The sequence below is a fragment of the Mesorhizobium sp. P3_A8 genome, assembly GCF_056402995.1.
In genome coordinates this window covers 15,557-29,120 of record NZ_JBFUGI010000001.1, presented here as the reverse complement: position 1 = coordinate 29,120, position 13,564 = coordinate 15,557, and the positions used below count along the sequence as shown (strand labels likewise).

Sequence of the window (13,564 nt, the reverse complement as noted above, 5' to 3'; positions counted from 1 at the left end):
ATCTCATGCGCATGAAGTCGCTTGCAATAATTGCCGCATTGGCGCTGTCCACCGCCATCGCCGGTTGCAGCACCATTGGCGGGCAGATCTTCTCCAACGACTACGGCGCGGTGACCGATGCTGGCTACCAATTGCCACGCATCCCGATCGAAAAAGTGCCGAGGCAGTTTCACCGGCAGGAAGTGAACTACGACACCAAGGAAAAGCCGGGCACCATCATCGTCGATACGCAAAACAAGTTCCTCTACTTCGTCGAGGGCGACGGCTTGGCGATCCGATACGGCATCGGTGTCGGCCGCGAGGGCTTCGAGTGGCATGGTACTGCCCACATCGCGCTGAAGCGCGAATGGCCGACCTGGACGCCGCCCCGTGAAATGATCAGGCGCCAACCGGAACTGGCGAAGTTCGCCGATGGCATGGAGCCGGGCCTGAAGAACCCGCTCGGCGCGCGCGCCATGTATCTGTTCAACAAGGGCGGCGACATGGGTTACCGCCTGCATGGCAGCCCGGAATGGAATTCGATCGGCAAGGCGATGTCGTCGGGCTGTATCCGGCTGATGAACCAGGACATCATCGATCTCTATGACCGCGCCTCGGTCGGCGCCAAGGTCATCGTGATGTAAGGACCACGATCCCTCGCGGGATCATGGTCAAACGAGAAGACAAGTTTCGTGCGCGGACCGTCTAGGCAACAACGGACGTCCCAAACAGAAAACCGGGCAATTCGGCCCGGTTTTTTGTTGTTTGCGCGATGCGACGCCCGCTCGGCGGTCAGGACACCGCCGAGAACGAGGTGGGAGCCAAAATTTGGTTGGTGATTGTCTCGGTGATCGGGCCATCACGCTCGGAATCTTCCCGCGCCTGCGCCCAGGCAGGGTCCTTCACGAACGCCGTCCAGCGCTCTTCGCGTTCGGCCAGCGATTCCCATGCCAGCATGTAGGTCAGCTCGTTGTTCGAAGCACCGATCAGCGTGGTAAAGAAACCGGCTTGGCGGATACCGTGCTTGTCCCATAATTTGAGGGTGATCTTGTCGAAGCGATCAAGAAGCGCCGGCAAGCGTCCCGGCAAAGCCCGGTAAACCCGAAGTTCGTAGATCATTTTGGAGTTCCTTCCGAGCGATGCGCCGGAAGCGCAGAAAATCGGACCAGATGGTCAGCAGGCTAGAATTATCAGAGGGGCGTCAGGAGACCTGCTCGACCTGCTGTACCTCCGGCACGAAGTGACGCAGGAGATTCTGGATGCCGTGCTTCAGCGTCGCCGTCGATGACGGGCAACCGGCGCAGGCGCCCTTCATGTGCAGGAACACCGTGCCGTTCTCGAAGCCGCGGAAGGTGATGTCGCCGCCATCCTGGGCCACCGCCGGGCGCACCCGCGTGTCGAGCAGCTCCTTGATGGTGATGACGAGTTCCTCGTCCGCCTTGTCATAGAATTCGCCGGTCAGGCTGGTCTCGGCGGCCGGGCCGGCCTTGGCCATGACAGGCGCGCCGGACATGAAATGCTCCATGATGGCGCCGAGGATCGCCGGCTTCAGGTGCTGCCAGTCGGGGCCGTCCTTGGTCACGGTGATGAAATCGTAGCCGAAGAAAACGCCGGTGACGCCGGGAATCTCGAACAGCCGGCCAGCGAGCGGCGAGGCGGTTGCCGCACTGTCCGCATCGCGGAAATCGGCGGTGCCTTCGAGCAGCACTTCCTTGCCAGGCAGGAATTTCAGCGTCGCCGGATTGGGCGTCGATTCGGTCTGGATGAACATGGCCGTCTCCATGCCCGTTTCGGGCAGATAGTTTGGAATAGTTCTAAATAGGCTCTATCGGCTGGACATTCAAGCGAAACGCGTCGCCCGAACGGCTGGCTGGCGGAATGTTTTTGCTGGCTGGGGAACAGGATCCCGGGCGGGCTTCAAGCGAGACTGTCGATTTCCTCGTCCGAAAGGTTTTGCGGCACGACCGTGACCGGAATGGGGAAGGCCGCACCCTTGCCAGCCACGGCGCCGACCAGAGGTCCGGGGCCTTCCTTGCCGGCGCCGGCCGCCAGCACCAGGATGGCGATGTCCTGGTCTTCCTCGATCAGCTTGTGGATCTCTTCCGTCGGCTTGCCTTCGCGCACCACCATCTCCGGCTCGATGCCGAGCTTCTGGCGCACCTTGTTGGCATAGCCGTCGAGAGCGGCGCGCGCCGTGGCGTTCGCCTCCTCGCGCATGATCTTCTCGACGCCCAGCCAGTGCTGGAAATCGTCCGGCACGATGACATAGAGCAGCACCAGCGTGCCACTGGTGCTCTGCGCCCGCTTCGAGGCGTAGGCGACGGCGCGCTCGCACTCGGGCGTGTCGTCGATGATCGTCAGGAATTTCCTGCGATGACCGGCTTCGCGGCTGAGGCGTTTGGAGACCATGTCTATCTACCTGGTGTCATTTCGGCCGCAATCTGCCACCGCGGCAGACCGGCGGCAAGCCGCCGGGCCTTAGGCCAGTATGGTGCGCTGCACTGACGGTCGGGATCAGCCCTGCAGCAGCCCGATGATGTCGCGCACCGTCTTCATGGTGGTCTCAGCCAGCACGCCGGCGCGTTCGCCGCCATCCTTGAGCACCGCGTCGACATAGGCGCGGTCGCCTTCGATGCGGCGCATCTCGCCGGCGATCGGCGCCAGCTTCTCCACCGCAAGGTCGGCCAGCGCTGGCTTGAACACCGAAAACTGCTGGCCGCCGAATTCCTTCAGCACATCGGCCTTCGACATCTCGGCCAGCCCGGCATAGATGCCGACCAGGTTTTCCGCTTCCGGCCGGCTTTCCAGCCCGTCGACTTCACCAGGCAAGGCTTCGGGATCGGTCTTGGCCTTGCGGATCTTCTTCGAGATGGTGTCGGCATCGTCGGTCAGATTGATGCGCGACAGGTCCGACGGGTCCGATTTCGACATCTTCTTCGACCCGTCGCGCAGGCTCATGATGCGCGCCGCCGGGCCGCCGATGACCGGTTCGGTGATCGGGAAGAAGCCGTTCACCGTCTCCTCGCCGACCTGCATCTCGACGCCAACGCCAAGGCTGGCGATGCGGCCCGAAAAATCATTGTTGAATTTCTGCGCGATGTCGCGGGTCAGTTCCAGATGCTGCTTCTGGTCCTCGCCCACCGGCACATGCGTTGCGCGATAGAGCAGGATGTCGGCGGCCATCAGCGAGGGATAGGCGAGCAGGCCCAGTGAGGCATTTTCGCGGTCCTTGCCGGCCTTGTCCTTGAACTGCGTCATCTTGTTCATCCAGCCGATGCGCGCGACGCAATTGAAGATCCAGGCGAGCTCGGCATGCTGCATCACCCGCGACTGGTTGAAGACGATGTGCTTCTTCGGGTCGATGCCGGAGGCGAGGAACGCCGCGGTGATGGACCTCGTCTGGTCGGCAAGGTCGTCATGGACCAGTTGCGCGGTCAGCGAATGCAGGTCGACGACGCAGTAGATGCAGTCGGAGGTGTCCTGCAGGGCGACGAATTTCTTGATGGCGCCGAGATAATTACCGAGATGCAAATTGCCGGTCGGCTGGACACCGGAAAAGACGAGTGGCTTGAAGGCGGACATGGGTTTCCTCATGGCTTGTGGAGGGCCGTATAAGCATGATTCCAAAAAGTTGCAGACTTTTTGGAGCCAATCATGCGGCTGGAAACCGCGCGCGGCGAAAGTCTTGCGACGGCGCGCTTATGGACGAAGACGCCGCCGCGATCAAGATGGTGCTATAGGTCGATGGAGGCTCTAGTCGTCGATGCCGGTCTTTGCGGCCGGCGGCACTCCCTTGCGCCCGACATTGCGCCGGATCATGCCGAAATCGGCGCCGCCAGTGGCAAAGGCGGTGATGAAGTAGAGCGCAGCGCCGCCGGCGACGAGGCCAAGCACCGTCGTTGCCTTGATGACCAGCGGCGAGCCCGGCCCGAGCCTTGCGGCGAAATAGTGCTCGGCGAAATACAGCGCCACCGCCATTACCGCCGCCGACAGAACCAGCCGGGGAATGCGTTTCAGGAGCGGCACGTCTCGGCCCCAATGGCCGCGCCGGATCAGCACGGCAAGCAGCATCAGCGCGTTAACCCAGCCGGCCACGGCTGAAGCGACCGCAATGCCGGGTGCACCCATCCTGGGAAACAGCGTCAGCGCGGTGGCGACGTTCACCGCCACCGAGATAGCGGCGAAGATCATCGGCGTGCGGGTGTCCTCGCGGGCGAAATAGCCGGGGGTGAAAGCCTTGATCAGCACGAAGGCCGGCAGGCCAAGACCGAAGATCGCCAGGATCGCCGCCACTGTCGGGGTCGAATGGTTGGCAGCAAACGCGCCGCGCTCATAGACCAGCCGCACGATCGGCTCCGCCATCACCCAGAGTGCTGCCGCCGCCGGCAAGGTCATGAACAAGGTGAACTCGACGGAGCGGTTCTGCAGATTGGCCGCCTCGATGAGATTGCCCGATTTCAGCGCCCGCGACAGTTCCGGCAACAGCACAATTGCCACCGCCACGCCGACGACACCGAGTGGCAGCTGATAGACGCGGTCGGCATAGGCGAGCGACGACACGGCGCTGTCCTGCGCCGACGCGATGGCGGTGCCGATCAGCTGGTTGATCTGTGTGATGCCGCCGGTGATCGCCGCCGGCAGCGCCAGGATCAGCAGACGCTTGACGTTCGGCGTCATCTTCGGCCGGCGGAAGCCGATCGAGATGCCGGCATTGCGCACCGCCACCCAGACGATGGCAAGTTGCACGAGGCCCGCCGCCAGCACGCCCCAGGACAGGCTGAAGCCGACAGCACGGGCATCCAGCCCATGATACCAGGCATAGCCTAGCACGCTGATCAGGATGACGTTGAGGAACGCCGGCGCGATCGCCGCCGCGAAGTAACGGCGCAGCGAATTCAGCATGCCCGCCATCATGGCGGCAAGCGACATGCAGATGAGATACGGGAACATGACCGTCGCCAGGGCGACGGTCGTCTCGAACTTGCCCGGCGTGTCGGCGAAGCCCGGCGCCACCAGGTAGCGCACGATCAGCGGCATCGCCAGTTCCATGACGATGGTCAGCGCCAGAAGCGCCGAAAACAGCACGCCGAACACTTCCTCCGAGAAGCGCTTGGCGCCGTCGGTGCCGTGCGTTTCGATCTCCTTGGCAAACAGCGGCACGAAGGCGGCGTTGAAGGCGCCTTCGGCGAACAGCCGGCGAAAGGTGTTGGGAAACTGGAAGGCGGCGTTGAAGGCATCAGCCACCGGTCCGGTGCCGAGTGCGGCGGCCATCAGCATCTCGCGGCCAAAACCGAGCGCGCGGCTCATCAGCGTGCCGGAAGCGACCGTTGCGAATTTCTTGACTAGGCTCATGCGTTCGAAGACTGCCTTGGAGCAATTCCAGGAAAAGTGTGAAGCGGTTTTCCCGGGAAAAGCGCATAGCGCTTTCCCTTTGAAATTGCGTTAAAACAAAGAGTTAGAGCTGTCCGTCGTTTCTGGGAAACGGTGAACAGCTCTAGGGATTGGGACAAAGTGAGGATGGCAGTCACTCGGCGGCCGCCTTGGCCTTGCCGCCGCGTTCGGGCGCGATGCCTTCGAGCGCCGCTATCAGCCGGTTGCGGATGGTGGCGGTGCGGGCCGGGCTGTCGATCTTCTGGCCGGTGAGGTCGGTGACATAGAAGGTGTCGATGACCTTTTCGCCGAAAGTGGTGATGTGTGCCGATGCGATGTCGAGCGACAGGTCGGACAGCGTGCCGGTGATCTCCGACAGCAGGCCCGGGCGGTCGAGGCCCTCGACCTCGATGACCGAAAATCGGTTCGAAAGCGTGTTGCGGATCTCGGCGCGTGGCGGGATCTTGAACACCTTGGATCCGCGCCTTGGCTTGGTGCGCTTCTCGATCATCTCCGGCAGCCAGCTCTTACCCGACAGCACGTCCTCGATCAGCCGGCCGACGCGCTCGGCGCGCCGCCGCTCGTCCTCGTCGCGGTCGAATTCCCGTGAGATCAGGATCGTGTCCAGGGCGCGGCCGTCAGACGTGGTGAAGATCTGCGCGTCGACGATGTTGCCGCCCGCCCCGGCGCACGCCCCGGCAATGACCGAGAGAAGACGGGGATGGTCCTGCGCCAAAACGGTGATTTCGGTCACCGCCTCGAACTGGTGCGTCTTGACCATGGTGGCGAGCTTGTTGCCCGACACGTCCGCCTCGCGGATGAATTCGGCGTGGCGAATCTGGTCCGGCAGGTCCACGGCCAGCAAATAGTTCTCATAGTGCAGCCCGACATAGCGCTTGCGGGCCTTGTCGGGCCAGTCGGCGAGCGCCTCGGCCAGACGTTCGCGCGCCGCTGCCGTCCGCTGCGCGCGTGACACTTCCGAGAAGCCGCCGGTCAGGAGCAGTTCGGTCTCGTAGTAGAGCGTGCGCAGCAGCTGGCCCTTCCAGCCGTTCCACACACCGGGTCCAACGCCCCTGATGTCGCAGACGGTGAGGATCAGGAGCATCTTCAGCCGCTCGACCGATTGCACGACCGAGGCGAAATCCTCGATCGTCTTGCGGTCGTTGAGATCGCGCGTCTGCGCCGTCATCGACATGACGAGGTGGTTCTCGACCAGCCAGGCGACCGTTTCAGTATCGGCCGGCGACAGCCCCATATGCGGGCAGATGCGGCGCGCGATGCGGGCGCCGGCCTCGGAGTGGTCCTCCGGCCTGCCCTTGGCGATGTCGTGCAGCAGCACGGCGACATAGAGCGCCTCGCGGCTCTTCTTCAGGCCCGGCATCAGCGAATGCGACAGCGGATGCACCTTCTCGCCATCGCCGCGTTCGATCTCGGCCAGCACGCCGATGCAACGGATCAGGTGCTCGTCCACCGTATAGTGGTGATACATCGAGAACTGCATCATGGCGACGATCTTGCCGAAATCGGGGATCAGCCGGCCCAGCAGCCCGGCCTCGTTCATGCGCCGCAGATTGAGTTCGGCGTTGCGGTCCGAGGTCAATATGTCGAGGAACAGCCGGTTGGCCTCCTCGTCGCGGCGCAGCGACTTGTTGACCAGGCCAAGCGAGCGCGTCAGCAGCTTCAGCGCATCGGGGTGGAACTCCAGCCCATGCTTGTCGGCGAACCAGAACAGCCGCAGCAGATTGACCGGATCGCGTTCGAACACCTGATCGTCGGCGATGTTGATGCGATGGTTGTCGACAATGAAGTCCGAAGTGCCGGCGAGCTTGCGCTTGCGGCGCTGGAAGGTGAGGAAGATGCGGTTGAAGCCCGGCACATGCTTGGCCTGCTCCTCCTCGAGCGCGGCGCAGAAGATGCGGGTCAGGTCGCCGACATCCTTGGCGACGAGGAAGTAGTGCTTCATGAAGCGTTCGACTGCCGACAGGCCGGGATGGGTGGTGTAACCCAGCCGCTCGGCGATCTCGCGCTGGATGTCGAAATGCAGCCGCTCCTCGGCCTTCCCGGTGAGGAAATGCATGTGGCAGCGCACTGCCCACAGGAAGTCCTCGGCCTTCTGGAACTCGCGGTACTCGGCCTCGGTGAAGACGCCCTTGTCGACCAGTTCCTCGCCGGTACGCACCCGGTAGAAATACTTGCCGATCCAGAACAGCGTCTGCAGGTCGCGCAGGCCGCCCTTGCCGTCCTTGACGTTGGGCTCGACCAGATAGCGGCTCTCGCCGGCCTTGGCATGGCGATCGTCGCGTTCGGCGAGCTTGGCCTGGACATATTCCGGGCCGGTGGTGCGCACCACCTCATGGTCGAAGCGCAGCATCAGCTCGTCATAGAGCTTGCGTTCGCCCCACAGGAAGCGCGCTTCCAGGATCGAGGTGCGGATGGTGATGTCGGTGCGTGACAGCCGCAGGCACTCATCGATGTTGCGGGTGGCGTGGCCGACCTTTAGGCCCAGATCCCACAGCATGTAGAGCATGTATTCGACGGTCTGCTCGCCCCACGGCGTCTGCTTGTAGGGCAAGAGGAACAAAAGATCGATGTCGGATCCAGGCGCCAGCGTGCCGCGGCCATAGCCGCCGACCGCGACAACGGCCATGCGTTCGGCCGACGAACGGTTCTTCACCCGGTAGACATGCGTCGCCGCGAAATCGTAGAGCGCCCGGATCAGCTCATCCATGAGATGCGACAGCCGCTCGGCACAGGCGTTGCCGCCGCCATCTTGCTTCAGCATGGCCTCGGCGATCTTTCGGCCTTCGGCAAGCCGGGCCTTGAGAAGCTGGAGAACGCCGGCGCGGGCGGCCGCTCCGGAACCGTCGCCGGCCGTGGCCGTCGTCAGCGCGGTCATCTCGCGGCGCAAGGCTTCGCCGTCGATCAGTTCATCGAGCTTCAGGGAGATTTTCGCCATAGGTACCGGTTGGCCTTGCCATTTGGGCGGCGTCTATAGCGCGTTTTCGCGGCGCTGGGTATGGGGCCTGCCGGTGGCCCGGCAAGCGGCCTACTCCGTTGCGTCGATCGGATCGAGGGGAACGACAATCCGTTGCCGGAATCTGCAGAAATCGGCGATCCACCTCATGGTTCGCCTGGCCTCTCTGCTGATTCTCACCGCAGTCGGCTTCCTCTGCCTTGTCATAAGCCCGCTCACGGTCCGCGCGGCGTCGCGTTCCTGGTCAAGCAGGCTTGCCAGCCTTTCGCCGACGAACTGGTCCTGCGCGCAGAGCGCGGGAACAAGTTGGTAGACAGTCCTGCCGGCTGACATGATGGGGTCGAAGATGAGGTCATCGACGGCTATGTTGATCTGCGCCGTTGCCTTCAGAAAGTCTCGTGCCATTTGCCGCGAAAGCAGGTACCCCCCAGCCCCCGGATGGCCCTTGCGGAGCCGGACCATGGAAAAACCATGTCCGGCGGAGGTCCTCCTCCTCTGGATCACGGTTCTGGAGAAGAACGTCTCGAGTTTCACGACATCGGCGTCCGCCGGCACCCAACTCGTATCGCCCAGCAAGGCTCCGGCTCTGCTGGAGAAGACCATGTCGTCCTCGAATACGGCGCCATACGGGGCGTCATCCTGGGCAATGATCGTCCAACAGGCGCGATGACTATGCAGGCAGGCGACTTCGCTGCCGGCGAGCGGCCGGATGGCGTGTATTGCGTGCTGCGGCTGCAGTACCAGGTCGGGATGTTCCTTGGCATCGATCCCCGCGACCCGCTCGAACCCGATGCCGATACGGGCGAACTCCGACGCCATGTGGGCAAGCCGGTCGGGAGATCGATCGAGATTGATAACCAGACGCTTCATTCTTACGAGCTATTCTGTTCAAAATTCTTTGTACAAAATCCTTGCTTCCACCGGAACCGGCGGGAGCCGCCAAGCAGCGCAGGAGCCTTCTAGCACAGATGACGTTATGGTTGTTGATCTTTTCTGGAGTGGATATTATGCCAAAATCAGAAAGCCAAGCTTTTGAACCAGACTATCTTCCCAGGATTACCGGGGGATGACATGTTGCGGGTGGCCGGAGGAATTTTCTATTCAAGGTCACTGGCGGCAAGGCGGAATTCGCCCGGAGCCCAAGATTGTCCTCGAGGTCAAGCAGTTTCCAACCGTGGGTGCCGGATAAGCTGGCTTTTCACGGATGTCTCTGCGCGTTGTGGCCGCGCCGGATATCAGGCCCTGGCGGCCGGAAACAGGTCTATCGTTCTGCTTCTGGTGGATCGAAGGGGACAACCGTGTACCGCCGTAATCTGCAGTGGTCGACAATCCACTCGGCGACGCGCCTGGTTTCCACTCTCATCTTTTCGCGGAGGGGTTTTCGGCGTTTCGTGGTCAGCCCGCTTGCGATCCATTCGGCTTCGCGTTCCTCGTAAAGCAGGCTTGGCAGCCTGTTGCCCATGAACTGGTCCTGCGCGCAGAGCGCCGGAACAAGCTGGTAGATCGTCTTTTCACCCGACGTCGGGAACACCGGGTTGAAGAGGATGTCATCGGCGGCCGCGTTGGCCTGCGCGGTGGCATCGAGCAGATCGCGCGCCATCTGTCTGGAGAGGATGTAGCCGCCGGTCCCCATATGGCTCTTGCGGAGCCTGAACACGGAAAAACCGTGACCGACAGCGGTCTTCTTCCTCTGGATCATGGTCTTGCTGAAGAATGTCTCGATCTTGACGACATCGGCATCGGCCGGAATCCAGCCACCATCGGCAAGCAGGGCGCCGGCATTCGCGGAGAACACAATGTCGTCCTCGAAGACGGCGCCGAAGGGCGCTTCGTCATGAGCAATGACAGCCCAGCAGGCGCGATGGCTGTGCATGCAGGCGATCTCGCTGGGGGACAGGCGCCGTATGGCGTACTTCGCATGCTGCGGCTGGAGCATCAGGTCCGGATGCTCGCGGGCGTCGATTGCGGTGATTCGTTCGAAGGCGATGCCGATGCGGGCAAACTCCGCCGTGACATGGGCAAGCCGGTCAGGTGACCGATCAAGATTGATGACCAGACATTTCATGTCTCGACGGGATCGGCATCACGTTGGAGGGGTCGGCGTATATTAGAATACGCTCCGCTACTCAATGTGGGCTTTTTCGGGGCGACCAGCCCTGGACGGACTCGAAACGAGAAAAATCGGCACAGCCCTTGACCTTCCAGTTACTGGAAGCACTACCTCCGCAGGCAGAGGCACAAAGGCATTTTGGAATGACGCATTCAGACCATGATCACCACGGCGACCACCCCGGCGCCCATGGCGGCTGCTGTGCGGCGAAAGGTGCGGCCGTGGATGCGGTTCTGCGCGATCCGGTCTGTGGCATGACCGTGGACCCGGCCGCCGGCAAGCCGACATCGGAGCATGGCGGCCGCCTCTATCATTTCTGCAGCGAAGGTTGCCGCACGAAATTCCAGGCTGCGCCGGAACACTATCTGACGGCCACCGACCCCGTCTGCGGCATGAGCGTCGATCGCGCCACGGCCAGGCACTTTGTCCGCCATGAAGGCCAGGGCTTCTATTTCTGTTCCGCCGCTTGCCAGGCGAAATTCGAGGCGGCGCCGCAAACCTATCTCGGCGACAGGCCGGCGCCGGTGCCGGCGCCCAAGGGCACGCAATACACATGCCCGATGCATCCCGAGATCATCCGCGACAAGCCCGGCTCCTGCCCGATCTGCGGCATGGCGCTGGAACCGATGGGCGTACCATCAGGCGATGAAGGGCCAAATCCCGAGCTGGTCGATTTCACCAGGCGGTTCTGGGTCAGCACGGTCCTGTCGATCCCGCTTCTGATCATCGCCATGGCGCCGATGGTCGGGGTGACGTTCGAAGGCTGGGTCGATGATCGCACGAAGGTCTGGATCGAGCTGGCGCTGGCAAGCCCAGTGGTGCTGTGGGCTGCCTTTCCTTTCTTCCATCGCGGCTGGGACTCGGTCGTCAACCGCAGCCCCAACATGTGGACGCTGATCTCGCTTGGCGTCGGCGCGGCCTATCTCTACAGCGTCGTCGCTACGCTTTTCCCGGACATCTTCCCGCATCAGTTCCGCAGCCATGGCGGTGCGGTGCCGGTCTATTTCGAGGCTGCGGCCGTTATTGTCGCGCTGGTCTTCCTCGGCCAGGTGCTGGAATTGCGTGCCCGCGAAAAGACCGGATCGGCGATCCGCGCTCTGCTCGATCTGGCGCCCAAGACCGCACGGCGTATCGCCGAAGACGGTTCGGAGACCGACGTGCCGCTGGACAGCGTCAAGGCCGGTGATCGCTTGCGCATCCGGCCAGGCGACGCCATCCCGGTCGACGGCACCGTGCTCGAAGGTCGCTCTTCCATCGACGAATCCATGATCACGGGCGAGCCGCTGCCGGTCGAAAAGGTCGAGGGCGACGCCCTGACCGGCGGCACGCTCAACAAGAACGGCTCGCTGATCATGCGCGCCGAGCGGATTGGCGCCGAGACCACGCTTGCGCGCATCGTCGAACTCGTCGCCAAGGCACAGCGCTCGCGCGCGCCGATTCAAGGGTTGGCCGACCGCGTTTCCTTCTATTTTGTTCCGGCCGTCGTCCTAGTCGCCGTGGTGGCGTTCATCGCCTGGGCCGTCTTCGGCCCGGAGCCCAGCCTGATCTTCGCCATCGTCTCGGCCGTCTCGGTGCTGATCATCGCCTGTCCCTGCGCGCTCGGCCTCGCCACGCCGATGTCGATCATGACCGCCACCGGGCGCGGGGCGCATGCCGGCGTGCTGATCAAGGAAGCCGCGGCGCTCGAACGCTTTGCCTCGGTCGACACGCTGATCGTCGACAAGACCGGCACGCTGACCGAGGGCCGGCCGAAACTGACGGATGTTGTCGCTGTCGAGGGCATGGCCGAAAACGAATTGCTGGCGCTTGCCGCCGCACTGGAGAAGGGCTCGGAGCATCCGCTCGCCGAGGCCATCGTCGAGGGTGCCGGCGCCCGTGGCCTGACGATCACTGAAGCCAGCGATTTCGAGGCGGTCACCGGCAAAGGTGTTTCCGGCATCGTGTCGGGGCAGCAGGTCGCACTCGGCAACGCGGCGATGATGGCCGATCTCGGCATCGACATCGCACCCATCGCCACCAGAACCGAAGCTCTGCAGGGCGATGGCAAGACGGCGATGTTCGTCGCGGTCGGCAAAAAACTGGCCGGCATCGTCGCCGTCGCCGATCCAATCAAGGCGACCACTGCCGAGGCGATCAAGGCTCTGCATGACAGCGGCCTCAGGATCATCATGGCGACCGGCGACAACGAGCGCACCGCCAAGGCGATTGCCAGAAGCCTCGGTATCGATGAGGTTCGCGCCGGTCTGCTGCCGGAACAGAAGGCAGCCCTAGTCGAGGAGCTGCGCGGCAGGGGCGCCGGCGTTGCCATGGCCGGCGACGGCGTCAACGACGCACCGGCCTTGGCCAGCGCCGATGTCGGCATCGCCATGGGTACCGGCGCCGATGTCGCGGTCGAAAGCGCCGGCATCACCTTGGTCAAGGGTGACCTCAACGGCATCGTCCGGGCCCGTAAGCTCGCCCAGGCGACGTTTCGCAACATCCGCCAGAACCTGTTCTTCGCCTTCCTCTACAACGTGCTTGGCGTGCCGGTCGCCGCCGGCGTGCTCTATCCGCTGACCGGCACGCTTTTGTCGCCGATGCTGGCGGCGGCGGCGATGAGCCTGTCCTCCGTCTCGGTCATATCAAACGCATTGCGTCTGCGGACGTTGAAACTCTGATCCAAACCCCCAAATACGAAACCCATTCAACAGGAGACCATGAATGACCTGGGCTAAAAAACTCGTGCTTTTGCTGATGGCGGCCGGAATGCTGCTCGCCGTCTTCCTCGAAAGCGTTCCGGCGCAGAGCGAAGAGATGAAACATAACATGGCCGGCATGGCGATGGGTGCGCAAAGCCCTGCCACCGTCGGCTACAAGAAGGCGATGGACAAGATGCACAAGGACATGATGGTCAAATACACCGGCAATGCCGATGTCGACTTCGTCCGCGGCATGATCCCGCACCATCAGGGCGCCATCGACATGGCCAAGGTCGAGCTTGCCAATGGCAAGGATCCGGAAATCCGCAAGCTCGCCGAAGGCGTCATCGCCGCGCAGGAAGCCGAGATTAAGCAGATGCAGGACTGGCTCGCCGCTCATCCGGTGAAGTGAGCCGCTTCGTGACGAAGAATTGGGCGAGAACGCCTCTGGAT

At 62.9% G+C, this 13,564-nt stretch carries 11 protein-coding genes; 3 read left to right on the top strand and 8 right to left on the bottom strand.

All coding sequences use genetic code 11. The features are described 5' to 3' along the window. Positions 1-5 precede the first annotated feature (5 nt). Entirely contained in the window at positions 6-623 is a 618-nt protein-coding gene (locus tag AC1DX4_RS00120) for a L,D-transpeptidase (RefSeq protein WP_477218390.1), read from the top strand. Positions 624-771: 148 nt separating this feature from the next. On the opposite strand, the gene AC1DX4_RS00115 is transcribed toward AC1DX4_RS00120, so the two are convergent. From AC1DX4_RS00115 to AC1DX4_RS00080, 8 genes are all read right to left on the bottom strand, one after another. Beyond that, complete coding sequence (locus AC1DX4_RS00115) at positions 772-1,098, bottom strand: NIPSNAP family protein (RefSeq protein WP_477218389.1); 327 nt, start codon at positions 1,096-1,098, stop codon at positions 772-774. An 82-nt stretch (positions 1,099-1,180) separates the two neighbouring features. Further along, complete coding sequence (locus AC1DX4_RS00110) at positions 1,181-1,750, bottom strand: NifU family protein (protein WP_477218388.1); 570 nt, start codon at positions 1,748-1,750, stop codon at positions 1,181-1,183. Positions 1,751-1,896: 146 nt separating this feature from the next. Beyond that, positions 1,897-2,388 carry a universal stress protein gene (locus tag AC1DX4_RS00105; protein WP_010913128.1) on the bottom strand — a complete coding sequence of 164 codons (492 nt, stop codon included), beginning with the start codon at positions 2,386-2,388 and terminating at the stop codon, positions 1,897-1,899. A gap of 105 nt (positions 2,389-2,493) precedes the next feature. After that, the gene (gene trpS / locus AC1DX4_RS00100; RefSeq protein ID WP_477218387.1) at positions 2,494-3,561 is read right to left on the bottom strand and encodes a tryptophan--tRNA ligase; all 1,068 of its coding nucleotides are present in this window, start codon (positions 3,559-3,561) and stop codon (positions 2,494-2,496) included. Positions 3,562-3,732: 171 nt separating this feature from the next. Next, a complete protein-coding gene (murJ, locus tag AC1DX4_RS00095) occupies positions 3,733-5,331 on the bottom strand; it encodes a murein biosynthesis integral membrane protein MurJ (RefSeq protein ID WP_477218386.1) in 1,599 nt (532 codons plus the stop codon). A 172-nt stretch (positions 5,332-5,503) separates the two neighbouring features. Further along, complete coding sequence (locus AC1DX4_RS00090) at positions 5,504-8,305, bottom strand: [protein-PII] uridylyltransferase (protein ID WP_477218385.1); 2,802 nt, start codon at positions 8,303-8,305, stop codon at positions 5,504-5,506. A gap of 90 nt (positions 8,306-8,395) precedes the next feature. Continuing rightward, complete coding sequence (locus AC1DX4_RS00085; RefSeq protein ID WP_477218384.1) at positions 8,396-9,193, bottom strand: glycosyltransferase family 25 protein; 798 nt, start codon at positions 9,191-9,193, stop codon at positions 8,396-8,398. Between the two features lie 391 nt (positions 9,194-9,584). Continuing rightward, positions 9,585-10,388: a glycosyltransferase family 25 protein gene (locus tag AC1DX4_RS00080; RefSeq protein ID WP_477218383.1), complete on the bottom strand. Its 804-nt coding sequence runs from the start codon at positions 10,386-10,388 to the stop codon at positions 9,585-9,587. A gap of 188 nt (positions 10,389-10,576) precedes the next feature. Here AC1DX4_RS00080 and AC1DX4_RS00075 point away from each other — a divergent pair, with 188 nt between their 5' ends. Together AC1DX4_RS00075 and copM are read left to right on the top strand one after the other, a co-directional pair. Then, the gene (locus tag AC1DX4_RS00075; protein ID WP_477218382.1) at positions 10,577-13,090 is read left to right on the top strand and encodes a heavy metal translocating P-type ATPase; all 2,514 of its coding nucleotides are present in this window, start codon (positions 10,577-10,579) and stop codon (positions 13,088-13,090) included. A 43-nt stretch (positions 13,091-13,133) separates the two neighbouring features. Beyond that, positions 13,134-13,523, top strand: coding sequence for a CopM family metallochaperone (gene copM / locus AC1DX4_RS00070; RefSeq protein ID WP_477218381.1), 390 nt, complete (start codon positions 13,134-13,136; stop codon positions 13,521-13,523). The last annotated feature ends 41 nt before the right edge of the window (positions 13,524-13,564 follow it).